The sequence below is a fragment of the Pedobacter deserti genome (genome assembly GCF_024436415.1).
GTDB lineage: Bacteria > Bacteroidota > Bacteroidia > Sphingobacteriales > Sphingobacteriaceae > Pedobacter > Pedobacter faecalis.
Genome location: NZ_JAFMZQ010000002.1, coordinates 455,114 through 478,905, shown reverse-complemented (window position 1 = coordinate 478,905; position 23,792 = coordinate 455,114). Strand labels below are relative to the sequence as shown.

The window sequence follows — 23,792 nt, the reverse complement described above, 5'->3', positions numbered from 1 at the left end:
GTATTAGGCCTGCCGCTAGCGTTCATCCTGAGCCAGGATCAAACTCTCCATTGTAAAATGTTGTTTGAATTCCTGACTATTCTTAAAATGTTAATAATAGTCTTTATTCTAATTATTGTCTGTTAGATATTGACTTAAAAATAAGCTCGGCAATCATGTACTTCGATTCCGTACTGTATTACCTCGCTCGCGCTATAAATGACATCTCTTTAATGAACTTCTCGGGTCCCCCGTCGCGGTTCGCCCTTGTATATCAAAATGGACCTCTCTTCAGTTTCTTCCCGGTCTATTCCTCCGGAAGTCAGTTTCAAAAAACCCATCCTTTCAATCTTTTCTTTTCTCCTTTCCAGTATCTGCCGGTCAGGTCCCCGTCGTTTGGGATTGCAAAGGTAGAAAAAATTCTGCCGCTGTCAAGAACTTTTTTAAAGTTTTTTTTTCGTGCCTCAAGTTTTAAAACCCTTTCTAACACGATCAGCAGATCTCCTACTCAACCTTTCAATCACTGAAGCTTCCTTCAGCCAACCCCTTCCTCCGAAGCGGAGTGCAAAAGTAGAAAAAAATCCGCTCCTGCCAAAACAAATCAGCCTTTTATTGGTTTACCCGGTCTAACTCACTAACTTACAGCAGGGAAAATTTTCATCCTATTCACGGGTATTCTGTAAAAGGCGGCAGACTTGTTTAGTTTGTACAGCTGTACAATACATAATAACTCCATATATATACATATAGTATGTCTGTTGGTAGAGCCAGTATGTCTGCCTGTATAGCTATATTAGAATAAGACAAAGTAGCCACCTGGAAGCATGTGAGTCCGCCATGAGTCCGCCATGAGTCCGGGGTGAGTCCGGGGTGAGTCCGCCTTTTCCCTGAAAAAAGGCGGACTCATGGCTCACTCACACTACTCCCAAAGCGGACTTACCAGCCACTTGGTGCACACCAGGTAGCATCCAAGACAGATTTCGTGAACCAGTAAACGAATGCTAAATAATGTTAACTGCTTTGCAGAACGACTCGAGACACTAGAAAGGAGCAGATTGCTCGTTACAAACAACAATTTTCGGAAATATTGCTCTTTACAAACAACAATTTCGATTCCGCCACCAGCAAGCGACGGCAATATAAAACAATGAAAACGCCCGCTACATAAGTAGCAGGCGTTTTCTCACCATAACACGGCATAAGCCTTACTTAAAAATACCAGCCAGCGCTTTATCCAGTTCATCGCCGTGCAGATTACGACCAACAACCCTGCCCGATGGATCCAATAATATGTTCTGAGGCACAAAGCGGATATCAAACTTTTTAGCGACTTCATTATCCCAGTACTTCAAGTCGGATACCTGAGTCCAGTGCAACTGATCAACCTGGATAGCCTTCAGCCAGCTTGCTTTATTTTTGTCGAGCGATACGCCCAAAATCGTAAAGCCCTTATTCCTGTAGGTATTGAACGCTTTCACCAGATGAGGATTCTCTTCACGGCATGGCAAACACCAGCTGGCCCAGAAGTCGACCAAAACATATTGCCCCCTGAAGGAAGACAGCTTCACTAACCTGCCAGCGGTATCAGGCTGCGAAAAATCAGGCAGATAACCGCCCTGCGAGCTTGCTTTAGCTGTCTTGATCTTTTCAGCGAAGTCTTTCCCTGCTTTGGAGTTACGGACCTCCGGACTAAGTTTATTAAACAAGGGTTCTATGTCATCAGGATTCAGGTAACTGCCCGCCACCTGATCAAGTGCATAGAGCGACGCCGGCGAAGCCGGGTATTGTTCAATAAACTTTCTATAGGTATCGTTTCTTAAATCCTGTTCGAGTTTATCCATTTTGCTACGCACCATACGTATCCCTGTCGAGTCCCGCGCCGCCTGGTATTGCCTGGCTTCCTGGTTCAACAGGCTCAATTTAGCATTATAGGTCATCAGCGCCTTGCGAACAGGTAAAAAATCGATATCTGATTTAGAACCAGAAACAATAACATTTCTCAAGGTATCGGCGGATGAAACGCTTACCCTCCCAGGCTCTAGAAAGAAGTTCAATATGCCAGGTCTGTTGCCGGTTGCAGACGATGGACTGAACACCAGTCTCGCAAACACAGGGCCTTCTACCCTTCCCTCAAGCTTAAACTTCCCGTTGGCCACATCTGCACTGTCCAATCTGATTGAGCCATCTTTCTCATAGTATAAATATGCCGTACCCGAAGCATGCGGTGCAACGGATCCCGAAAGTATAAAATCCCCTTTTGTCTGTTGCCGGGCGAATGCCGACACCGCCAGCATAGTCAGCAAGCCCAATACGTTTAAACCTATTCTGCTCATCATACTTAATAGTTATTCTGCTCAATCTGTCCCTGGCTTGCCGAAATCTCCACAGCGTTGATGGGCACTGCGTAACGGAGACTTTTAACCGGCAAGGTGTAGGTCTGCGTGGTATTTACATCAACCGAGCCGGTTCCGACTTTAAAAAAGGTACGGGTCACTGTAACATCGTCGCCCGGAGTTTCATTTACGCTAAAGCGGCGAATATCAAACCAACGGAAGCTGAAGGGCAGTTCCCGACGGCGCTCCTGCAATACCTGGGTAAGCGCATCGGCGGCGTTGCCGGCCGCAAGCGCCGTATAGTTCTTCAGTCTTTTGGCCCGCAGTGTATTCGCGGCAGTTAAACCGCTTGCAAAATCGCCACTGCGAACCAACGCCTCCGCTTTGTTCAGCAAAACCTCCGCAACAGTCGGCCCCGAAGGCAAATAACTCCCGTCTCCAAAATACACGTACCGGTACTGTGCAGGGGTGATAACATTGGCTCGTCTACCCCCGTTTTCGATCATCAGCAATTGATAACGCAAGTCCTCGTTACGGTCATACAGCGCCAGCAAGCTTGTACTCGGAATATACCATTGCGAGGTGGCCGTAGTAAAACGGGCATAGAAGAACTCATCCCAGCCGAAGTATCTCGTTGGCCCGTAGTCGTTCAATTCCGAATACCTTAACACCGCCACAGGGTTGGAATAAGTCGCAGGATTGCCCGGAGGGATCGTGTTAAAATCGACGAGTTTAGCAGTCTGCGAAGTCAGTGCATTGTTCGCATGCTCAGCAGCCTTATCGTAGTCGCCCGTAAACAAATAATACCTGCTCAGAAAAGCATCGATGCCCGTCTTGCTTATGCGCCACCTTAAGGCAGACTGCACGTCAGTGTAGCCTACCAGCGATTGTGCAAGCATTACATCGTCCAATATAAACTTATAGGTTTCCTCCAACGAAGCACGCCTCAAAGACTCTGCATAATCGGGCGTTTTTTTAAGCGGCAGACCTTTCGACTGCAGGTTTGCTGCCGAGTAAGGCAAGCAGTAATAGTTCACCAGCGTCCAGTAACTGTACGCCCTGGTAAAATAAGCATCTGCCTTTACCCGGCGTTTGGCAGCCTCGTCGCCCGTAACCTGGTCGGCATTAGCAAGAACCACATTGGCATGAAAGATCTTTTTAAATTCCGTGTTCCAAAGCGGGTCGGAAGAGGCGCCAGCGATATTGTCAACATCAAATACGTAGTAGTAAAGGTTGGCCAGCAGCACCGAATTTGGATTGTTCTTATATAGGTCGGTCGATATCTCCGTATCATCCGTGGAATACACGGCCGTAGCGTTATGGCCCTCAAACCCCATAGCAACAGAGAGAAAATAGTCGCCTTCACCTTCAACATTATCCAGTAAAGCCTGCAGTTGCTCCACCGTTTTAATATCGGTCTGGATCTTATTCGGCTCGTCGAGGTACTTTTTGCATGAAGTCAGCAAAACCATTCCCAAAACCCATATGATTGTGTTAAATTTTTTCATTGTCGTAGCATTAAGTTTAAAAGCCTAAGTTGATCCCAAAAGTGCAGGTGCCCAGCGGACGGTCGGTACCCGGCAGCCAGTCCGGATTAAAGTTGTTCTTGTTGGCCGCCCATACCAATCCCAAATCCCTCATTTGTGCAAACACTTTAACATTGCGCAGTCCTGCCCTGGCTGCTATGGAGGCTGGCAGACTATAGTTCAGCATCACCTCTTTACATTCTATGTACGATGAGCTTTCTACCAGACCACTCAGATAAGGGAGATAGCGGTCCCACAGATACAAATTGCTTTCATTGGCGTTTGGAAATGGAGGGATGTCGGTACGACCCGCGAAAACATCTGAAATGTACCTGTTGGCAATGGTTTTCCTGGAGCCTACATAAGCAAAGTTGTAGTTGTAGGTTTGGTTGCGGTAAACACCGCCGAACGTGCCGATGAACAAAACGGACAGGCTTAAATTCTTATAACCAAAGGTGCTGTACCAGCCAGCGGTGTGCGGTGGAATGGCTGTGCCCTCATAATTGAGGAACTGCGCGCCCAAACCATTGAGAAGTGCCACGTTGTTGAATGTGCTGGGCTGACCGTTTACACCGGAAACATGCGGCACACCGCCGATCGTGCCTGCGTAAGTAAACGAGTAAACCGGGTTTATTGGCTGCCCTTCCACTATGGCATTCGGGATATCGAGCATTTGTGCAGCAGTGAGTGAAGGATAATACAGATTATTTACCTCGTTCTTGTTGTAGGCATAATTCAGCGATGTCTGATAGGTAACAGGAATACCCGGCAGTTTTACCTGCGTACCCAGTTCTACTTCAATACCCCGGTTGGTTATGCCCGCATTATTGAATTTCTGGCTGGTTGTACCCGTGGCAGCAGCCAGCGCTATAAAGCCGGTGATGTCTTTACCTTTTTTATTGTAAAGGTCAATTTTACCGTAAAGTTTACCGTCGAACAACACGTGATCTATGCCAATATTGGTAGTGGTAGTTTTCTCCCATCGCAGCGTAGGGTTACCATTATCCAAAATGAACGCAGTGATGGTACCAGTAGTAGGGCTCGGAGATGTGGATACGGTTAGTAAGGTATTGGTCGACGTAGTTTTCTCCACGTTACCATTACGGCCATGGGTTAGACGCAGGTTCAGGCGATCAAGCCAGCCAATGTTCTCCGCGAAACGCTCCTCCTTGATATTCCACAAACCGCCTACCGACCAAAGCGGCGCCCAGCGCAGGGATGGGGTTCGCGTGATATAATTGGAAGCATCGGTTCGGATACTACCCGAAATCGTATACTTGCGGTCGTACGTATATGCAGCATTGCTGTAGTACGAAACGAACCGGTCCATTTCGTAATCAAGCACCGGAGAGCCACCTTGCAGTTCTGTCTCCCAGCCATCGATGCCCACCAGTTGCTCTACCGAACTGCCATAGCCATAAGGCGGTACCGTAGTCTGCAATTTATCCGGATAATAGCCGTACAACCATGGGTTCATCCTGGTATTTGTGCGATACTGCGAAATTTCCGTACCCACAATCGCATTGATACTATGTTTACTACCAAAATCTTTTACAAAGCTGAGTTGGTTGCGAAACACATAGCTCGCAGAATTGAGCACGGTGTCCCGGCCAATACCGCCTTTAGGCACGAATTGCCTGCCCACTGTTTCTGTGTCTGAAAAGTATTCCACGTTTTGGTTGACGATGTTCCTGGCATAGAAAGTTTCCTCACTGTTATAGATGTCAATCTCCCTTTTGCCGCGCTCATATTGTATTTTAGAATCAAGGCTCAAACCCGGAATGATCCGGACGTTAAAACCTGCCTGAATCCTGGCATTGTAATCCTCGGTGCGAAACTTGCGGCCGCGGACCTCACGCAACAAATTGTAACTAAAATCGCTATACGGGAAGTCGCTTAAAGGCAACTGCGATAAAACCGCCCTGTTGTACGTATTTAAATTCACGGAATAACTCCCATCCGGGTTCAATAGTGTTTCGTAGGGCGACAAACTTCTCAGTTCAGTGGGGGTTGCTCCACTGTTATTCTGATCCCTATACTGCAGATACATCCCAACATTGAAGGTCAGGAACTTCGCCAGCTTATATTCGTTGCTGAAATCCAGGCCATAACGATTATAGTCAGAACCCTGGTAACGGGTCTTATTATCTTCAAACAAGAGTGAAGCATAAGACTTTGACTTATCGCCGACCATTGAAAAATTTACGTTGTATTGGCTAAGCACCGCCCGGCGCAACAGCAGGTCGCTGATCTGGCCATGGTTACTGATCCTGCTTAAACTATCCAAACCGGCGTTCATCGCGGCCGTGCTTATCGTACCGTTCTTGTTCGCGTAGAGGAATTCCTGACCAAGTGTAAGGGGTTTCATCAGGTCGTCAGGAAACGAGCCGGACGTTTCCCGGAACACCCACCTGTTTTCGAAAGCCCTGCGCTCTAGGGCAATCTGCTCGGCCGAGGTGGCCAGAGGAATTAATTGGTTCAGATCCGTACGTTCTGAGATGCGGGTAAATGCACTTGCGGTGACGTTCAGCCCTTTTTGACCAGCATTGCCTTTTTTGGTGACAATCACGATCACACCGTTTGCCGCTCGGGCACCCCAGATGGAAGCTGCAGCGGCATCCTTTAATACCGTCACCGATTCAATATCATTGGGGTTGATCGTAGAAAAATCGTTCCCGGACACCGGAAAGCCATCTACCACAACCAGCGGCGCCCTTTCACCGTAAATGGAACTGCTTCCCCTGATGAGAAAAGATACCGAGCCGTCAGCGTTTTCCTTACTTTGCATCCCTGCTACCAAACCCTGCAAAGCCGTAGAAGGATTTGACACCGGTCGGTTGGCGAGCACCTCCTGTCCTATCTGATCATAAGCACCCGGTGCCCGTTCCTTTAATAAGCTCTGATAACCCGAAGTTACCGTAACCTCATTTAAAGCATTGTTGACCGCACGCATCGTGATGGTGTCCTTCACTTCCGACGCACTCAATTCCAGCGACTGAAAGCCAATAAAGCTGATGACGATGGTCGCTTCCGGATCGACCTGCCTGAGGCGGAATGTGCCCTGTTCATCCGTGGTGGTTGTTTGGCTGCTGCCCTTTACCTTTACTGTGGCGCCCGCCAGGGGCTTGCCCTGTTCATCGGTTACCGTTCCGCTCACGTCTATCGCCTGAAAAAAACCCAACAGCCTATCTACAAGCGACCTTTCCTTCAGCTTGATCATCACCGTTTTGTCTGCAATTTCATACTCCAGCGGCTGCCCGTTAAAGCAAGCCTTCAGCGCCGCCTCTATCGAAGCATTCTTCAGGTTGATGGTGCCGGTTTTCAGATCCTTTAGGTCGGCCGTGGTGTAAACAAAATCATAACCGCTTTGCCTGCTTACCGATTTAAGCACTTTTTCAAGGGACGCGCCTTTGGCAGACAAGTAAACCTGGGCCTTGGTTATGGCACTAACTTGTAAAAGGCAAACGCTCATCAGCAGCATGGTAAGTTTCATAACCCGTAGTATTTGCCTGGGCAGGGCCAATGGCCTGCCGCCCAGAGAATTTCCGTTAAATTTCATTAATTTTGAATGTTTGGTTTAAAGTTGATGTCTATTCGAAAAAATGAGTTCAGCCGGATGCCATACAGAAGCGGGAGTAGGTCGAAGCACTCTCGCTTTACTTTTATAAAGGCTCCGGCGCGTAATAGTAGCACTATTTCATAACCGTAACCCTCCTCCCTTCTAGTTTAAAGTGAACATTATTGGTGTACGATAATTTATCGAGTATTTTACTGATACGGTCAAAACGGCCAATAGAAGCCGTAAAGGTTTCCGTTGGCGGCGCACCCTCATAGTGCACCTCTACGTTGTACCAGCGCGACAACTTGCGCATAATGCTCTGAATATTTTCGTCCGCAAAGATGAATTTGCCATTCTTCCAGGCTATCGCCTCCTCTATGTCTACCCGGCTGATGCTGATCTCACCCGAGGCCGGAATGCTTGCCTGCTGGCCCGGCTTTAATAACATCTTACCGTTCAACTGCACCGATCCTTCCAGTAAGGTTGTTTTCACGGCAGGCTCGTCCGCATAATTGCTGATATTAAAATGTGTACCCAATACTTTTACCTCCTGATCACCGCTTTTCACGATAAAAGGATGCGCCCTATCTTTAGCTACCTCAAAGTATCCCTCACCCGAAAGTTCAACACGACGTTCCTTCAGGGCCTCAAAAGAAGCCGGATAGCGGAGTGAAGATTCGGCGTTGAGCCAAACCTCCGTGCCATCAGGGAGTTGTACCCGATACTGCCCGCCCTTCGGCGTTTCGATGGTATTGTAGCCCGCAGCAGCAGCGCTTTGCTCACTGTTGCCAATGGAATACACCAACTGCCCGTCGGCCATTTTTGTAATGGCTATGCCAGCCTGGCTGGCGATCTGACCGTTGGCCGCTTCTGTCAGTGAGATTTTTCTGCCGTCTGCCAGCGTCAGGTAAGCCTTGTTGCCCCCCGGAGCAATATCCTGCTCAGCCGTCAAATTAAGTTGCTGCCCGGATTGTCTCACCTGGTAATACATGAGTGAGGCTCCCAAAACAAGGACGATAGACGCTGCAGCCGCAATACGCGGCCATACCCGCTTTTGACGAGCGGGATATTTCAGCGGCAGTCTGCTGCTCACCTCCTTCAGGTTCAGCTCAAGCCGTTCCTCAGTCAGGTTTAAAGGCCGCTCGGCTGCCTGCTGATTATACCAGCTCTCCAGGATCGCCTTTTCCTGTTCAGAACAGGTGCCGCTCCGGTATTTTTCCAGTAAGGATTTGATTTCTTGTTGGTCCATAGTGCAAAGGCCTATTATCCTTTATACTATTATGACGGCCAAGCCAGGGCTGGGTTATAGAAAGAAAACCAAAAAAGAATTAATTTTCGGTCGAAGGATTTTTAAAGCATTGTGTACCTGCTGCTTAACCGTTCCCTCAGAGATATTCAGCATCTCACCGATCTCCCTGTAAGAAAGTTCGCCGCTCCTGCTTAGTTCAAAGACCTCCCGCATTTTCGGGGGCAACGAAGCAATCTCCCGTTCAATGATGGCGGCCAGTTCCTTGGCCCTAATGCTTTCGTCGGTTTCATAGCGGCCCTGCTTCACAAAATCTCCTATAGAATCCAGATAGCGTGCAATAACCTTCTGGTGCGTCATCAGATCGAACACCCGGTTCCTTACCGCGCCGTACAGGTAAGACGACAGAGACACCTTCAGGTTCAGCGCCCCTTTTTTCTGCCACAAAGCGAGAAAAAGATCAGAAATAATGTCGCTGGCCTCGTCCTCATCGCCCAGCAAGCGGTAAGCATGCTTGTACAGCAAGACTTTGTACCGCTCAAATATCTCCGTGTAGGCATACGCATCGCCCTGTTGCAAAAGGGCTGCTAATTTGCCATCGGTATATTTAGCATAATCTGACTCGCGCATTCTCACGATGCAATTTACTGGAAATTAGCAGGAATTTATAACAGATAATCTGGGGTAATTTGCGCAATTGCGCTTCGGGTGTGCAACTATCCCGGAAAAGTGCACCGTTTCCCTAAACCGCTGCTTGCAGATGTATCGTAAAAAAATACGATGCCATCATAACTCAATTTAACAACAATTACTCAAAACAATGAAATATCACTCAAAAGATTGACATAAATCACTGAATAATAATCGTTTATAAGTTACCAACTTATTGAATCAGTTGATTACGTTTGCTTCTAACATTTCAAATATGATTCAGACGCAGAATACAAAATCCACTTACATCAGCCCTTTTACGGACTTTTCCTTTAAAAGAATCTTTGGTTCGGAAGCCAGCAAAGGCCTACTTAAAGCCTTTCTGAATGAAGTCCTTGAGGGCAGGCGGACAATCGAAACCATTGAGTACAGTAAAAACGAGTATCTGGGAGAAATTGAGAATGAAGGCGGAATTGTGCTGGACGTGGTATGTACAGACCAGTTCGGCAACACGTTCCTGATAGAGATACAACGTGCAAAACAGTCCTTTTTTAAAGAGCGGTCCATATTTTACGCCTCGAAACTGATCGCCGAACAAGCCCCTAAAGGGAAAAGGCACCACTGGCAATATGATCTTAAAGACGTTTACATGGTTGCTATATTAGAGAATTTCGAATTGCAGGAAAACTGCGAAGAACAATACATCCATCATATCTGTCTGACAAACAAGGCCAACGGGGAAATATTTTATAAAAAACTGGGCTTTACCTATATCGAAATGCGTAACTTTGTTAAGAGCGAACAGGAGTTGACTTCTAAGATGGATAAGTGGCTTTTTGCACTTAAACATATGACGGAATTTCCTACCCGGCCTGAAAGCATGCCTGAACAGGAATTTGAGCAACTCTTCGAGCTCGCGAGATATGCGAATTTAAACAAGGAGGAAAAATATATGTACGACCAGAGTTTAAAAAATAAATGGGATACTTACGGGGCATTAGAATACTCTAAAAAAGTTGGCTTGGAGCAGGGCATAGCGGAAGGTATTGAACAAGGGATGAAAAAAGGCATGGAAAGGGGCTTGGAAAAGGGCTTGGAAAAGGGCCTTAAAAAGGGCCTGGAGAAAGGCTTAGAGAAGGGCATGGAGAGGGGCATAGAGAGGGCTTAGTTCAAGGTCGGATACAGGGCGAAATCGAAAAGGCAAAAGCTATTGCCCGTATCCTAAAGGAGGATGGTTTGGATATTACCTACATCGCCAAAAGTACCGGCTTGAGATTTGAAGAAATCGAAAGTTTATAGCGATAGACTTATTCACAAATGCTTAGCCTTATTATAAGGAAAAGCTAAAGATTTATTGCCCAAAAACATTGAACTTCTTATATTGAGTTCATAACCGAACCTAAATGACGTTGAAACCATTCTTAGCCTTACTTCTCTTTATACTGGCTTTTTCCTTTGATGCCTTTTCCCAGCATTTGAAGTTAGAAGATATACCACAGCTGAAAGTCGAAGATTTCAAGGGCGCTCCGCCCGCAGACACAAAATACTGGGCCTATACCGGAATGAAGATCCCTTATCGGCTCGATTCCATCGTTAAAACCGGCGACGGAATGGTTAAACTCAAATTTATCACGAAAGTTGACGTAAATCATGCAGAAAACTATTTCGACTTGGAGCGGATACCAAAGCGTCAGGTCGGCAAAATTCTTAATCATGAACAAGGTCACGTTACCATAGGTTTTATTGTGGCTAACCAACTGGAAACGCTCCTATCTTCAAAAACCTGGACGGAAAACTTCCGCGACGAGGTTCGGAAGGAGTACCTCAAGTATGTTGCAAAATACAGTGAGCTCCATCAAAGATATGATGAAGCCACTAGCCATGGCATGAATGATGAAATGCAAAATAAGTGGGATCAACAACTGAAGGCTATGATGCAGAACTCGTTTTGAAGTAAGCGGCTAAAACTTTTGAACCCTCGCCTTTCCCGGCTCAGCTCCCGGGTTAACGCAGTACCAGACACCAAAGTACTCTAACGAATGAAGGTTGAGCGAGCAGATATAGCACGTTAGATTTATTCCTCTTTAGGCACAAACCTCCAAATCAATAGCCGCAACCCCACGATATAGATTGCTGCGATCGCGCAGGTAAGTATAAAACTCCATGGCTGCTCAAAACTGGTAGAAAAACGATCCTGAACTGTCATAGTGAATAAAACAAAGGACAAAATCCAGATAACACTATTGACATTGTTGCGAACATAAGCAAACGACCGCCTTCCTTCTGTCAAATAAGCAGAAGTCACCACAGCCAATGGTAAAAATGATGCTGCCACACCTATAATAGGAGGCAGAGGCAGCACCAAGGCAATTATCATGATAACAATTGTGATTAACCAAACGATGATATAGGCTCTATTCATAACAGCAATTCTTTGGAACGTGTCATCTAAGATAAGACTTTACCGCAGAAAAATTAACTTCCCAAACCATCATCATTCCAGGTATGCCGACATGGCCAGATCGGTCATGTACGGCATATTATAATCGTATCTTTTCCATTTTCCCGCCTGATCCATTACCCATACGCCTGAGGTAGCCCTTCCAGTGTTGATCATACCTGGAAAAGGTTGATATCCCTTGGCGAAAGTATGCAGAATGTCATGACCAGAATCCTGCGGAGCTCCCTGGACCGCATCGAAAGATTGCATGTTTTTTTCGCCGATTATCCATTCAATGGCCACAAAAAACACCTTTCCATTAATTCTTATGTCGTATTTATCTAGATTGATACGTACAAAACGTCTCGTATCACTTCTAACTCGAACCGGACTTCTCGTTAACTCGGCGCCGGGGCCACACGTTAAACTATCGAGGTCATATACCCTTAAAGCAAACGTGGCTGCAGAACCCACAACTTCTTGCGACTTTAGGCTTAAGACCATTCTTACTAATTCAATTTTTTTCAGGACATTACCGGAATCTATACTTTCAAATCTCTGTGCCGCTTGGATATAATTAAATATCTCTTTTGGTTTAGGAAAGCCTATATAAAAGTCTACCGAATCTGAATTGAAGTCATTCAATATCACTTTGCGTTGGCCTTGCGAGTGAAGCGAAATAATTGTTAGTAGCGTGTAGATTAATAATCTCATATCGTTCAGTTAACAATGACTTCTACAGCTGGGGCGAAGGAATTTCCCATGGATTCCCATCTTGCGCTGACAAACGGAAGCAGTTGCCAGGCATCCGCTGGTGTGACGTTACAACAATGTACTAAAGGCTGGTATATTGACCTGAAATAATGAGGCTTTGCAGGTTCCCCATACGAACTGGGTCCAACCCGCTGAAGAAGATACCGCTCGTTTACTGGAATGTTAAGGGTTTCGATCGATATAAAGAACACCGTACCGGGCTTTATTTGTATGTCGTATTTTGAAAGGCTGACAACGATGGTGCTGTTATCAAAATCATCGACTTCAATGAGCTCATGACTAATCCGCTGACCTGGGCCTTTTGTCTTGCTATCGGCCAGATAGAAATGAATTCTGAATTTAGTCTTAGAAGAAAACTCATGGTAGCCAATTTCCCGGGCCACTCTAACCTCCTTTATATATTCGTAATTCTCAGGCATGACAAAGCGCCTAGCCCATTCACCTCCATAATTAACACGTGTGGTTTTGGGTATTACTTTATAATTTCCCACCACTTTTTCTCGAGCTTTATCTGTAATAGTCACTTCCCGAAGCGTCTTAACATCTTCCATTAACGAGATGTTTGCTCCAATCTGCACATCCTTTACCGCGAGCTTGTGTGGAAGGTAGCCGACAGCATTGAAGACAAGTGTATCATTAACAGCGGTCTCCGAAAGTATTAACTTAAAGGCACCGTACGCATCTGGCCTGGCGCCCTGCTTCGTTCTCAAAGATATAACTGTAGCGAAGGGAATAGCTTCCTGCGTTTTGGCGCTGAGTATTTTTCCGCTTACTTCCCTTTGCGCACGGGCAGTCGATAGAAACAGGATTTGCAACAGTATAAAAACGATGAGGGCGTTCATAATTATCCCAATTTAAACAATAAGGCCAGAAATCGCAAATGAGGGCTACGGCTACTTTCGCTGCTTAACATAAATACCAGCAATCTCCCTCGGCGTGATGCGGTACTCCTTCTTAAAGCGCTTGCTGAAGGCACGGGCATCGTCGTAGCCCACGCTGGCCGCGGCCTGAGCTACGTTCTTGTCTTCCAGCAGGAGCGCTTTAAGACCGTAAAGCATACGCATGAAGATGATCTGCTGACCGAAAGGCTTGTCGAAGATGCGGAACGACATCCGATCCAGCGTGCGAGGAGAAACGCAGAACAGATCGGCCACGCTGGCCTTATCGTCTACCACAGGCAGGCGAAAGTTTTGCATCACAAAGTCACGCAGCCTGTCCAGTTCTTCCTTCACCCTGGGCTCGCCTGCAGCGCGGCGATTGCGCCATGCCCTGTACTGCGCTTCCGTAATCCGCAGAAATGACGCTGCATAAGCATCCGGAATATTGATATCAGGATACATATCCAGAAAAGCCTCTGCCCGCTCCGGACCCTTCAAGGCAAGCAGTTCCGCACGGGCCGACTCCTGCGTCCCTTCCTCCATCATAATCAACTCGGCCAAACGCATCGTTTCCGGAAAATCCTTGAGGCCTTCAAAATCATCAAGCTCCAGCCGCCGCGCCCTAAAACGTGTTAAACTCCTATACGTGCCGCTTATGGGCTTCTTTTCAAAGAAGCTCAACAGGTCGGTAAATATATCGCCCGGCAAATACAGCTTGACCACCACCAGCCTGCCCTTCCTGTCTGGTTTAAATACAGCCACAATACCCTCCAGCAGCTTCCAGGCGTCCCTTGCCTCATCGCCGGCACTCAAGAAAACATGATCTGCCTTGCCGGTTTGCAATTTAAGCAGCGGCCCCAGCTTGGCACGGAATTCCGGTGTTACCGGAAACTTCTTGTCCAGATCGTTAAGCGTTCGTTCGATATCGTCCATACCCAGAGATGATTATCCAGCGAAAATTAATCAGGAGAGGTTACACTCACCATAGCCGCGATATTTCCTGTAATTAATGTGCAAAAAACAGACAAATGCAAAACTAAATTTTGTTCATATTGTCAATTTGAGCCACATACCAATTAATTTTCTTGTTGCAGTTTTGAAGCCGACAACCAAACTACCATGCATCAACCAGCTGACCATAAACGGAAATTGCTCGAGCAGTATATCATACCGCTGCTTCGGCCCTACCTTGCCACTACGGACGAGCTGATCAATAAACTGGTTGAAATAGTGCGGGTACAAAACACGGTAAAGCTGCAGGAGCTGGAAGGGCCCGGAGCAGCCGAAGAGGGGCGGATGTTCTTTTCCATCCATACGCTCCTACATAGCTTTACCTATAACCACACGAACCGCAGCCAGCACGGCACACGCATCTGGCTTAAAAGGCAATTTGCGTTTTCCGGGCCAGCGCTGCTTCACGGGCGGCCACGTACCGACTATATCCAGAGCCTGGAAGGCAGAGAAGTTTTGTCCATATCCTACCCCCACCTGCTCAACCTCATCAAGTCAGACAAAGGCATAGAGCGCGCCTTCTCGCTGGTGGTGGTAGAAAATGAGCAATACCTGCGCGAGCAACACGACCTGCTTAGCAAACCACCACTAATTCGCGTTGCTGAGTTCCGGCGCAAACACCCAACCTTCGTTGCCTGCAGCAGCCAGCAGATTCAAGCCATGCATGTAGGCCTCAGTTTGCGCGGTTACATTAATCAGTTGCAGAAGCTGAGGGGCTAAGCTTCAGACACAGAATTAGGGTAACCCTGCACATAAAAACTGTGCATACGTGCATAACCAGCTGTTTATAACCAGACTAGCTTTGGTGTATTCAAAACGAACAAGCAATGAAAGCCATTACCAATAAAGAAACCATGATCCAGCTCATTACCCTTGCGCTGTCACTTCTTTTCCTGTACGCCTCGCTGAGTAAGCTGCTCAATTATGAAAAGAGCAAAGAGGAGATGATGAACCAGGTATTCCCTGCCGTAATAGCGCGGATACTCACCTGGCTTGTGCCCGTTGCTGAAGTTATCATAGCCCTCACACTAACCTGCAAGCCACTGCGCAGAAAAGCCCTGTGGTGCTCGTTTATGCTGCTGAGCGCCTTTAGCCTGTACATCGCCATCACCATGAGCGGAGCCTTTGGCCGCATACCCTGCAGTTGCGGCGGCATACTCAAAAACATGAGCTATGCCACACATCTGGCGTTTAACCTCGGCTTTGTAGCGCTTGCGGGCATAGCCCTTTACCTCGACCAGTTAAGTGTCCAAATAGTTACCAAATCTAAAGGAAAGGAGGACATCTTCATACGTTAATCAAGCGGCAGGAAAAGAGCTTACCTGCACCAACAACAATCATAACTAAACGCGACGGCATAAAGCTCCAGGGATGCCTGAACAATCAAACATTAAATAACTTAAATCATGAAAACTTTATTAAAAAAATTCAACATCGGCTCACTGATCATTTTACTTGTAGCTGGAGTAGTGATGACTACACAGAGTGCTTTTACTTCTGCAAAACTTGACCCGCCCACCGATGGCTGGTACCATTTAAGCGTTATCGACGATCAGGTTGATCCTGATCTGGCCAGCAACCTTTCTATAGGATCATATGAGCCAACCGCTCCGCCGCTTACTGATGATGAAGGCTGCGCACAACAAGACAATGAAGGCAGCAGATGCATGATCTATCTTGATTTCACCAATCTTGCTACATCAGTTCCTGAAACAGTTGCGGACGTTAACTCGACTTACGAAAGCATTACTAACGAAGCAAGAAGTCCAGAACTTTAATATTCGTTGCATCATAAAAAGGGGCTCTGGTGCGAGCCCCTTTTTTTATCTTGGGTTCTGTTCAATCTTACTTAATGTGACTTCGTTATCGGGCAAAGGCCAAACGTACTTGTTATCTCCGGGCAACAGTTCATAGGTAGTACCGGCTACCGTACGCCTGATAACTCTGGAAAAGGCAGATTCAGCGTTAAGCCTGCGAAGATCCTCCCAGCGGATCCCTCTGAAAATAAGTTCCCGTCTCCGTTCCTCTATCACCATTCTCAAAGCTTCGTTAGCATCTGAGGCCGCCAAGTCCTGATAAGCAGCTACTGTGAACCTAGCCTTTCTTAAAGTATTCAGATCTTTAAGCGCATTTTCCTTGTCGCCCATTCTTGCGTAGCTCTCAGCCCTAATAAGAAAGACCTCGTCGGTCGCCAGGCCGGTATAAAACGCTGCGCTGCCCTTATAGGATCCTTTAAATAGTACCCTTCCGTCGGCGTTATTGAAAAAGTAAGCTTGCCTGCGCAGGTCGCCCGTTGTATAATTGTTTAAGATATCGGGCACCACATTCATCCTCGCCGTCCCGGTGATGGCTATATTGGATATACCCACAGCCAGAATAACTTCCTTATTTAATTCATAATCTGATGGGAAGGGATATCTGGCAGATAAGCTCAGCGTTTTAAAGTCAATAAGATCAGATTTGATCGCCAAAGACAGACCAGCATATTCGTTGGCTTTCTCGTAATTCGCCATAAGCAGGTACACCTTTGCGAGTAGCGCATAGGCAGAAGCCTTAGACGGGCGGAACTTAACCAATGGAAGATCCGGCAAAAGCGGCGCGGCGGTAAGCAAATCTTCTATGATCTGACTGTAGGTTTCTGCTACCGTTGAGCGTCGCGAAAGAAGATCTATGTCTGCCTCCAAACGGAGCGGTAGTCCAGGATCAGTAGAGGCCGTCGCAGAATAAGGCTTGCAGAATTGCTGCGCCAACTGATAAAAATTATAAGCCCTGAAGAACAATCCACTTCCCTTCACATTATTCCATAACTGTCTTTCCACCTCGGCTGGCTTAATTTGCTTCACTCCATCCAATGCCGTATTCGCATGCAAAATCCGCCAATATGCCATATTCCATTCGTCTAGTTGGGCACCTTCATAAACATCTTTAGCCCAGATGTAACCATATTTCTGATACGGAGCACTTAAAACATTCCATACCGCATCCGAAACACTGTATTCATCCGCACCTATTATGCCCAGTTCATGGCATGAGTTATTGGTCATTGCATCGCGGTTATCCAGTAAACTCTGGAAGTCGGACAGACTGGCCGGAATCACGAGACTTTGTTGCTGCTTCTTTTCCAGAAAATCCTTGTTACAGCTGAGGAATGATCCGCTTGAAAATATAATGAGTATTAGATACTTGTTTGCTTTCATAATGTTACGTTATTAAAAACCTGCCTGAACCCCAAAAGAGAAACTTGCTGGCGTTGGGTAATTTGAATTTGGATAGTCAGGGTCTAAGCCTTGCTTGTTAGCCCTCCATAGAATACCAAGGTCTCTTGCATAAGCAAATACCCTGAGATTTTTAAGCTGATAACTAAAATTGACGTCCTGAAGGCGGATATGATCACCCTTTGTAATGAGTGCCGCCGAGCGCGTATAAGTCTGTGCAAGATAAGTGTTGCTCGGCCCGGCAGCGGGAACATCAGTTCTCAGCTCATCACCAGGGTGAGTCCACCTCTTGAAGTAGTCCATATGATAATTCGCGCTGGAAAGATACTCCTGTCCTGGTGTTATAGACTGACGTCTAAATACATATCCGGTCTTGAACGACACTACAGTACTCAAACTGAATCGCTGATAGCTAAATGTATTTCTAAGCGAACCGAAGACCGGAGGCATTTCCAGGCCAGTGAGCAGATTCTCCGGCTTAAATCCGTCAATATAAGCCTTGTAGTCTGTGCTCGCGACGCCGTCGATATACACGCGCGGATTACCAGTTTGTGAATCAAGTCCGCTCCAAGGCATCCAGTAAATCACATCGCGCGACAACCCGTTTTTCAGTATGGCGGGTGAGCCGAAGTAAAAACTTGACGTAAGTGCATCATCGAAGGTATAATTGGTGATTTTGTTTTTCACAAAGCTGAAGAGCACGGCGGATTCCCATCTAAATACGCCTGTCAGATTTTTCGTAGCGAGCTGTACATCTAAGCCATGCGTACGTAGGTTTGCATAGTTTACCCTGTTTACAATCAACGGTACAACACCCGTTACTACCCCTGTTGATGGCGCCATAACCTTTTCGCCGATGAGATCGCTTCCTCTTTTTATGTAGCACTCGAAACTCGCCTGAATCCTGTTGTTTTTTGTGGCAAGATCAGCAGCTAGGTTGAGCATTTTTACCATCTCCCATCTCAGCGAAGGATTTCCTGCACTTCTGATTTGGGCGAGGGGCAAACGCGTTACCGCATCTGTCTGGTACCCGATTACGGGATATGCAGTGACCGACTTATTCACGTTACCACTGCTGCCATAGGTGGCACGCATTCTCAGGTACGGAAACAGGTCAGAGCTATAAAATCCTTCTTTACTAATTTCCCAACTGGCTCCCGCCGACCATAACGGCACGCCCTTTTGATTCGTTTTTACGCCAAAGAGGTTTGACCCATCCCAGCGCATGCTTCCTGATAGCGTATACCTCTGCCGGTAAGTATAAGCAGCGTTCGAAAAGTAAGAAAGGTATCTATCTGTAATCCTGTCACTTTCAGCAGGCGGGGCAGGGATACTCCCGCCGCCAGAAGGACGAAGCAGATATCCGGTAGTATAGTTTAATGCGCTCGTACCCGTCATCAGATCAGGATTATAATTGTAAATCGTTTTCCCGGGATAATAGTTGGCCACCTGCTGCCTTACTTCCGTACCAGCGAGTGCTGTAAGTTGATGCGTGTCGCCCAAATCCTGCTGATAACTCAACTGAAGCCTACCTGAGTGTGTTAACTCATCATTGTTACCGCCCGATTGTAATATCCCTCCATTGGGTATGATCCGTGTGCCATCCGCCTGCGTGTAGGTATTCACCAGGTTCCGAACATAATAGGTATCCTTAGAATAAAGACTTTCCGAGTTAAAATCCCTTTGAATATGCTGATATGTTAAATTTCCAGTAAAGTAGCGTAGAAAGTTCAACTTAACGCCAGCATTCATACGAAGCTCGGTAGCGCCAGATGAACGGTCACTCATCCTGACCTCATCGAGAGGACGATACGACCAATCGAGCAAGCCATTAGATACCGCAGCCTCCGTGTAGGTTTGCCGTAGCTGGAATGGAATAGCTCTGGCATTGCCATCCTGATCCTGAAGCATGGTATAAGGCGACACAGATATACCTGTTTCTGGATCTAGCCGGTTTAGCGTTAGTCCATTGTTCTCTGCGTTTTGCCTGGTATACCATAGTCCTCCCGTCAACTCAAGATTAGCGAGCGGTTTGAAAGCGTTTTGAAGATTCAGGTTTAAACGGTTTCCCCCATTGCCGACGGTGTACGACCGATTTCTGTCGACACCCGCTGAAAGCGTATAACGGTAAGCATCGGCACCACCCGCAACGTTCAGCGCATACTGTTGATTTATACTATGTTGATATAAATTGTTAAGCGCATCCCTCCTTACATCATGCTGTTGAAAAGCCATCTCCGCACTATGAAAATCAGCCTCGCTGATCGTGCCGTTCTTTTTTCTGATCAACAGTTCCACGTAAGCCGGCAGCGCAGTTTCGTTCTGCGGAGCATAAGTGTTCTTGTCAAAAAGCTCCTTCTCAATGGACATAACTGTGGTAGAGGGCAACCATTTCTGATTGTAAAAAAGATCCGGCTTATCACCAACCGTAAAATTGGTGTTGAAAGTAACCCGAGTCTTCTGATTGTAGCGGCCCTGCTTAGTTGTAATTACGATAACCCCGTTGCCTGCCCTGGCACCCCAAATGGAAGCAGCTGCAGCGTCCTTTAGCACTGTAACGCTCTCAACATCATTAGGATTAATGTTGTTGATATCTCCTTCAAAAGGAAAATTATCAACGATAATAAGCGGCGCTTCGCTGGAATTTATGGTAGAAAGGCCACGTACGCGAAGCGCTGGTGCGTTTGTCGTTTCCCCGGTGCTTTTACGACGGTCGAAACTTAAACTGCTGGTAATGCCCTCCAGCCTTGAAATGATGTTTGTGCCTGTACTTCTGCTGATGAGTTCATTATTGATATGGTCGAAAGACCCAGTAGCCCGCTCTTTTGGCAACTGGTAATAACCTGTATTAATGACAACTTCTTTAAGGATGACCGTATCCTTACCAATGGTGTCTCCAATAGCAGACTTTGATTTCTGCTGTTTACCTTTTTCCTGTGCAGTACCGGATTGCCAGCCTGCCAGCAAAGTTAAAATGAGTAAAAGTTTATGCATACTTAGTTTGTTTGGTTAGTTTTACGATAAGCCGTTCTGTTCTCAAAAGCAACAGGGCTTCCCTTAAGTATCTTGGAAATGGTGTCGGCATGGAGATATCTTTTGGAAGGAACCGCCAGGAGCCTCCCTTCCTTTATCCACGCACTGCCGAAACCCGTTAGATAATGGGCGAGCATGACCTTGTTTAGCGTCGTGTCTGCGGTGATAGACCTCCAAGTCCAGCCCTTTTTTTTCATAAAAGGAATTGCCCCGTCGGCATTGTTGTATACCTGTACTGGTATCACTACCACCCTACCCTTAAACTGGTCTTGTATAGAATACAGATAGTCGAGTGACGCAATACATGGCTTACAGTAGGTAGCCCAGAAGTCAAGAATGATCAGCTTGTCGGCATAATCACTGAGCTTCAACGTTGAGTCGATACCCTCCGCTCCTACCGTGTTGAAGGGAGCGTTCCAGATAACCGGAGGTATCACTTCACCGATACGTATAGGCTTAGGTTCTACCGCAGCATTCTGGCCTTTTACGCCCAAAAAAAGACAAAGCGCGGCCATTACAATACTTAGTATCGTTTTTTTCATATTCAGTTTTTTAATGAATTATTAGTTGATAGGTGGGATAAAAAAGAACAAGGCGGCTACATACTTCCCCTCAAAAGTATGTGCCGCCTGTCCTAAAAGTCTTTAGTCTGGTGGTTTGATGATGAGGCGAATGTAATTAATTATAATCATAGGATGGTAATGATCAGATGTTTATAAGGTCAGCGCCTCCTTTATTGAAAAATATTCGGTCCAGTAAGTTTCGTGGTCATGCTTAGTATTTGCGTGATATTGAGCAAAACCAGTTTTGCTAACAATCAGTTGTCCGTCCAGCATAATGTTGTGTGGCTTTCTTAAGCTTTTCAAGTCGCCATCTGCAACATTAACGAAAGCCCAGTCCTCGTCTACAAGCAATAAAAAAGACCCGATCTTGCGAGAGTTGGTATAAAACACAGCATAGTCGTCCCAATAATTGATACTCGCAAGCTGAACATCGTCTTTTAGACCGGTTGCGTCCATTAAGCGCTTGCGGAGTATTTGCCTGTAGTGTTCGCTTAGATACACGATTGCAAATTGGGCGGGGTCAAAATCACTACTTGATTGAGCTCTAATTAACAGGTAGTCTGTTGGTTCTTCAGATCTGGTCATACAGTTTTTTTGGTAAGAGAGAAATTATGAATTAATGAGTTAATTACTAATTAACCGTTTGAGGGGAACGTGAATAAGCCTTAGCTGGGATTCTTAGGCTTCTTTGCATACAATGATGCGTAACGGCTTAAGCCGGGGGGAAGGTTGAAGTGTACAGTTAGCTTTTTCATGTCTCGTATATAGTTATACGAGTCTTTGATCGGAGCTCACATAACTGTGGGCTCTGCAACCGTGGTCACTTAAAAGTTTCTGAAGCCTTAGGTTAACACGGATTTACAGCAGAGCCCACAACTATTAGGTATGCAAATATAAACATATCCGTCATTAGCTGTGGGTATTACTGCTGACTTGCGTTAACGGCTTCAGAATGTGACCGCAAGACTCTTAATACCTATTTCAATATCTTATAAACAAACTTAATCAAGTCGTCTTAAGTAAACAAATTTGTTGACCACTTTTTTTGTTATTTCTTGAGTTTGCGGCATGAAAGAAGAGGTCAGAGTTTTTCGAAAGAGGCTTGGAAAACGCATAGCTCAATTAAGAAAGAAAAAGGGACTTGACCAGATAGGACTAGCAGCCATCATGGATGGCAAGGATAAACAAACGATCAACCGATATGAAAGATACGGGGCAAACCCCACCGCATTTATTCTAGTTGAAATTGCAAAGGCATTAGGAGTCAGTTTAGATCAATTAGTAGATTTCTCTGAGTTACACGACGCTTCAGAGGACGATTAGTGCTATTGTCATTGACCAAAAGGTCCTTCATCCCGTTTACCTAATGGGCGGCAACGAACCTCAAACAAACTTATTGCAATATTTAGGAATGTTAAAACCGCAGAAAGGTTTATAGACCGCTATCCTCGTTTCACAGTGTTATAACGTACATAAGTATTTTATGACCTCATATCATTTAGACTAATTATGTAATATTATCATCAGCCCGTCTGAAGACGTTGTTTCCGGAGCAGGTTCATAAATCCTGTGCTTTACTAGCTAACTTCAAAAACTTCTGTCTGCATGGGGATTGGGCTTATATGGCTACTTCTAGAGTCATCGACATCGCAATAACTCAATCGCGGTTTTTAGGGTCTCCAAGTTGAGAGAGCCGCTTCTGTGCAACATCCGGTGGCAATTTGCACAAACCAAAGCTAAATCATCAGTTCTTGTTTCGGTGACAGAACTTAGAGAATAAAGAGGAACTTTGTGGTGGCATTCAATGAAGCCATACCCCATTGTACCATATTTCTCATAGAAGTCAAATTCGCAGACTTCGCATTCAAGTCTACCGAATCGCTTCAAACTGCTTGCCTTTTTTCGCTCTATTATTTTTCGATCGCGCTCCCTGAACTTATGGAGTCGATAAAGTATTTGTCCTTCTTTTACATTTTCTTCTTGCTCATCTGAGACTAACGCAACTGATTCACGTAAGATAGAGTCTGTAACAGCGGCCTTAATAGAAGTGGCGATTTGCGAGAGTCTTATCCTATCATTTTTGAATTCCTCAAAAATCTCTCTGTCGAGTTTGCTAGAGGAAGACATGCCTTTACCAGCATAATTACCATCGATTGAAAGGAAGTTAGAAAGTTTCAGGCTAACGCCATTCGGGTTTCTAAATTTGTTATCATCAGGTTTATTTGGATGTATTGGAAGTTTATTAAGGAATTTGGAAAGATCTAAAATTTGCTGGTTTTTACTATGCACGTTCCCAGCATCAAGTTTAAAATACAAATCTAAAGCAAGAATGATCTCGTCTCTATGCCACTTCGGGTTTCTCATAATTTTGCGTTAATGATGCAAAATATGAAATTCAATACAATTTTTAAAACTATCGCATCTGCAATGGTGCCTCGTAGTAGCGTTTTAGCTATCAGTCATTTGGCTCTTTGGTTTGGTATCGGAAATAATAGCTAGGATTTTGTAGCGGTAAATGAAAGCTCAATTTTTATTATTATACTTATTATATATTCAGGTTAAACTATATTTGGAAAAAAAACTT

The 23,792-nt window shown here is 45.8% G+C and carries 20 protein-coding genes; 6 read left to right on the top strand and 14 right to left on the bottom strand.

Annotated features, from left to right (window positions below; all coding sequences use genetic code 11):
* Nucleotides 1–1,184: 1,184 nt before the first annotated feature.
* From J3P40_RS17230 to J3P40_RS17210, 5 genes are all read right to left on the bottom strand, one after another.
* A complete protein-coding gene (locus tag J3P40_RS17230; RefSeq protein WP_256007515.1) occupies nucleotides 1,185–2,315 on the bottom strand; it encodes a TlpA disulfide reductase family protein in 1,131 nt (376 codons plus the stop codon).
* Nucleotides 2,316–2,317: 2 nt separating this feature from the next.
* Nucleotides 2,318–3,820, bottom strand: coding sequence for a RagB/SusD family nutrient uptake outer membrane protein (locus tag J3P40_RS17225; RefSeq protein ID WP_256007514.1), 1,503 nt, complete (start codon nucleotides 3,818–3,820; stop codon nucleotides 2,318–2,320).
* Nucleotides 3,821–3,836: 16 nt separating this feature from the next.
* Nucleotides 3,837–7,397, bottom strand: a complete 3,561-nt coding sequence (locus J3P40_RS17220) for a SusC/RagA family TonB-linked outer membrane protein (protein WP_256007513.1) — start codon at nucleotides 7,395–7,397, stop codon at nucleotides 3,837–3,839.
* A 133-nt stretch (nucleotides 7,398–7,530) separates the two neighbouring features.
* Complete coding sequence (locus J3P40_RS17215) at nucleotides 7,531–8,646, bottom strand: FecR family protein (protein ID WP_256007512.1); 1,116 nt, start codon at nucleotides 8,644–8,646, stop codon at nucleotides 7,531–7,533.
* Between the two features lie 54 nt (nucleotides 8,647–8,700).
* Entirely contained in the window at nucleotides 8,701–9,273 is a 573-nt protein-coding gene (locus J3P40_RS17210) for an RNA polymerase sigma factor (protein ID WP_256007511.1), read from the bottom strand.
* A gap of 295 nt (nucleotides 9,274–9,568) precedes the next feature.
* On the opposite strand from J3P40_RS17210, the gene J3P40_RS17205 reads away from it, so the two are divergent.
* Both J3P40_RS17205 and J3P40_RS17200 read left to right on the top strand, forming a co-directional pair.
* Nucleotides 9,569–10,462: an Rpn family recombination-promoting nuclease/putative transposase gene (locus J3P40_RS17205; protein ID WP_256007510.1), complete on the top strand. Its 894-nt coding sequence runs from the start codon at nucleotides 9,569–9,571 to the stop codon at nucleotides 10,460–10,462.
* A gap of 235 nt (nucleotides 10,463–10,697) precedes the next feature.
* Entirely contained in the window at nucleotides 10,698–11,246 is a 549-nt protein-coding gene (locus J3P40_RS17200) for a DUF922 domain-containing protein (protein ID WP_256007509.1), read from the top strand.
* 122 nt (nucleotides 11,247–11,368) lie between these two features.
* Here J3P40_RS17200 and J3P40_RS17195 read toward each other — a convergent pair whose 3' ends face one another.
* From J3P40_RS17195 to J3P40_RS17180, 4 genes are all read right to left on the bottom strand, one after another.
* A complete protein-coding gene (locus tag J3P40_RS17195; RefSeq protein ID WP_256007508.1) occupies nucleotides 11,369–11,716 on the bottom strand; it encodes a hypothetical protein in 348 nt (115 codons plus the stop codon).
* A 72-nt stretch (nucleotides 11,717–11,788) separates the two neighbouring features.
* Nucleotides 11,789–12,448, bottom strand: a complete 660-nt coding sequence (locus J3P40_RS17190) for a hypothetical protein (RefSeq protein WP_256007507.1) — start codon at nucleotides 12,446–12,448, stop codon at nucleotides 11,789–11,791.
* Between the two features lie 5 nt (nucleotides 12,449–12,453).
* Complete coding sequence (locus J3P40_RS17185; RefSeq protein ID WP_256007506.1) at nucleotides 12,454–13,350, bottom strand: carboxypeptidase-like regulatory domain-containing protein; 897 nt, start codon at nucleotides 13,348–13,350, stop codon at nucleotides 12,454–12,456.
* Between the two features lie 51 nt (nucleotides 13,351–13,401).
* Nucleotides 13,402–14,319, bottom strand: coding sequence for a helix-turn-helix domain-containing protein (locus tag J3P40_RS17180; RefSeq protein ID WP_256007505.1), 918 nt, complete (start codon nucleotides 14,317–14,319; stop codon nucleotides 13,402–13,404).
* Between the two features lie 186 nt (nucleotides 14,320–14,505).
* On the opposite strand from J3P40_RS17180, the gene J3P40_RS17175 reads away from it, so the two are divergent.
* From J3P40_RS17175 to J3P40_RS17165, 3 genes are all read left to right on the top strand, one after another.
* Entirely contained in the window at nucleotides 14,506–15,117 is a 612-nt protein-coding gene (locus J3P40_RS17175) for a cyclic nucleotide-binding domain-containing protein (protein ID WP_256007504.1), read from the top strand.
* A gap of 107 nt (nucleotides 15,118–15,224) precedes the next feature.
* A complete protein-coding gene (locus tag J3P40_RS17170; RefSeq protein WP_256007503.1) occupies nucleotides 15,225–15,695 on the top strand; it encodes a MauE/DoxX family redox-associated membrane protein in 471 nt (156 codons plus the stop codon).
* A 108-nt stretch (nucleotides 15,696–15,803) separates the two neighbouring features.
* Entirely contained in the window at nucleotides 15,804–16,175 is a 372-nt protein-coding gene (locus J3P40_RS17165; RefSeq protein ID WP_256007502.1) for a hypothetical protein, read from the top strand.
* 45 nt (nucleotides 16,176–16,220) lie between these two features.
* Here J3P40_RS17165 and J3P40_RS17160 read toward each other — a convergent pair whose 3' ends face one another.
* The 4 genes from J3P40_RS17160 to J3P40_RS17145 form a co-directional block, all read right to left on the bottom strand.
* Nucleotides 16,221–17,594 carry a RagB/SusD family nutrient uptake outer membrane protein gene (locus tag J3P40_RS17160; RefSeq protein ID WP_256007501.1) on the bottom strand — a complete coding sequence of 458 codons (1,374 nt, stop codon included), beginning with the start codon at nucleotides 17,592–17,594 and terminating at the stop codon, nucleotides 16,221–16,223.
* 12 nt (nucleotides 17,595–17,606) lie between these two features.
* On the bottom strand, nucleotides 17,607–20,606 hold the full coding sequence (locus J3P40_RS17155) for a SusC/RagA family TonB-linked outer membrane protein (RefSeq protein ID WP_256007500.1): 3,000 nt from the start codon (nucleotides 20,604–20,606) through the stop codon (nucleotides 17,607–17,609).
* A 2-nt stretch (nucleotides 20,607–20,608) separates the two neighbouring features.
* Nucleotides 20,609–21,187 carry a TlpA disulfide reductase family protein gene (locus tag J3P40_RS17150; protein WP_256007499.1) on the bottom strand — a complete coding sequence of 193 codons (579 nt, stop codon included), beginning with the start codon at nucleotides 21,185–21,187 and terminating at the stop codon, nucleotides 20,609–20,611.
* Between the two features lie 171 nt (nucleotides 21,188–21,358).
* On the bottom strand, nucleotides 21,359–21,793 hold the full coding sequence (locus J3P40_RS17145; protein WP_256007498.1) for a hypothetical protein: 435 nt from the start codon (nucleotides 21,791–21,793) through the stop codon (nucleotides 21,359–21,361).
* A 483-nt stretch (nucleotides 21,794–22,276) separates the two neighbouring features.
* Here J3P40_RS17145 and J3P40_RS17140 point away from each other — a divergent pair, with 483 nt between their 5' ends.
* The gene (locus J3P40_RS17140; RefSeq protein WP_256007497.1) at nucleotides 22,277–22,531 is read left to right on the top strand and encodes a helix-turn-helix domain-containing protein; all 255 of its coding nucleotides are present in this window, start codon (nucleotides 22,277–22,279) and stop codon (nucleotides 22,529–22,531) included.
* Between the two features lie 315 nt (nucleotides 22,532–22,846).
* Here the strand turns inward: J3P40_RS17140 and J3P40_RS17135 are convergent, their stop codons facing one another.
* Complete coding sequence (locus tag J3P40_RS17135) at nucleotides 22,847–23,572, bottom strand: HNH endonuclease (protein ID WP_256007496.1); 726 nt, start codon at nucleotides 23,570–23,572, stop codon at nucleotides 22,847–22,849.
* Between the last annotated feature and the right edge of the window lie 220 nt (nucleotides 23,573–23,792).

Excerpts from the sequence above, each read along its gene's own strand:
- J3P40_RS17230 (WP_256007515.1), bottom strand. The coding sequence starts at position 2,315 with ATGATGAGCAGAATAGGTTTAAACGTATTGGGCTTGCTGACTATGCTG.
- J3P40_RS17225 (WP_256007514.1), bottom strand. The coding sequence starts at position 3,820 with ATGAAAAAATTTAACACAATCATATGGGTTTTGGGAATGGTTTTGCTG.
- J3P40_RS17220 (WP_256007513.1), bottom strand. The coding sequence starts at position 7,397 with ATGAAATTTAACGGAAATTCTCTGGGCGGCAGGCCATTGGCCCTGCCC.
- J3P40_RS17215 (WP_256007512.1), bottom strand. The coding sequence starts at position 8,646 with ATGGACCAACAAGAAATCAAATCCTTACTGGAAAAATACCGGAGCGGC.
- J3P40_RS17210 (WP_256007511.1), bottom strand. The coding sequence starts at position 9,273 with ATGCGCGAGTCAGATTATGCTAAATATACCGATGGCAAATTAGCAGCC.
- J3P40_RS17205 (WP_256007510.1), top strand. The coding sequence starts at position 9,569 with ATGATTCAGACGCAGAATACAAAATCCACTTACATCAGCCCTTTTACG.
- J3P40_RS17200 (WP_256007509.1), top strand. The coding sequence starts at position 10,698 with ATGACGTTGAAACCATTCTTAGCCTTACTTCTCTTTATACTGGCTTTT.
- J3P40_RS17195 (WP_256007508.1), bottom strand. The coding sequence starts at position 11,716 with ATGAATAGAGCCTATATCATCGTTTGGTTAATCACAATTGTTATCATG.
- J3P40_RS17190 (WP_256007507.1), bottom strand. The coding sequence starts at position 12,448 with ATGAGATTATTAATCTACACGCTACTAACAATTATTTCGCTTCACTCG.
- J3P40_RS17185 (WP_256007506.1), bottom strand. The coding sequence starts at position 13,350 with ATGAACGCCCTCATCGTTTTTATACTGTTGCAAATCCTGTTTCTATCG.
- J3P40_RS17180 (WP_256007505.1), bottom strand. The coding sequence starts at position 14,319 with ATGGACGATATCGAACGAACGCTTAACGATCTGGACAAGAAGTTTCCG.
- J3P40_RS17175 (WP_256007504.1), top strand. The coding sequence starts at position 14,506 with ATGCATCAACCAGCTGACCATAAACGGAAATTGCTCGAGCAGTATATC.
- J3P40_RS17170 (WP_256007503.1), top strand. The coding sequence starts at position 15,225 with ATGAAAGCCATTACCAATAAAGAAACCATGATCCAGCTCATTACCCTT.
- J3P40_RS17165 (WP_256007502.1), top strand. The coding sequence starts at position 15,804 with ATGAAAACTTTATTAAAAAAATTCAACATCGGCTCACTGATCATTTTA.
- J3P40_RS17160 (WP_256007501.1), bottom strand. The coding sequence starts at position 17,594 with ATGAAAGCAAACAAGTATCTAATACTCATTATATTTTCAAGCGGATCA.
- J3P40_RS17155 (WP_256007500.1), bottom strand. The coding sequence starts at position 20,606 with ATGCATAAACTTTTACTCATTTTAACTTTGCTGGCAGGCTGGCAATCC.
- J3P40_RS17150 (WP_256007499.1), bottom strand. The coding sequence starts at position 21,187 with ATGAAAAAAACGATACTAAGTATTGTAATGGCCGCGCTTTGTCTTTTT.
- J3P40_RS17145 (WP_256007498.1), bottom strand. The coding sequence starts at position 21,793 with ATGACCAGATCTGAAGAACCAACAGACTACCTGTTAATTAGAGCTCAA.
- J3P40_RS17140 (WP_256007497.1), top strand. The coding sequence starts at position 22,277 with ATGAAAGAAGAGGTCAGAGTTTTTCGAAAGAGGCTTGGAAAACGCATA.
- J3P40_RS17135 (WP_256007496.1), bottom strand. The coding sequence starts at position 23,572 with ATGAGAAACCCGAAGTGGCATAGAGACGAGATCATTCTTGCTTTAGAT.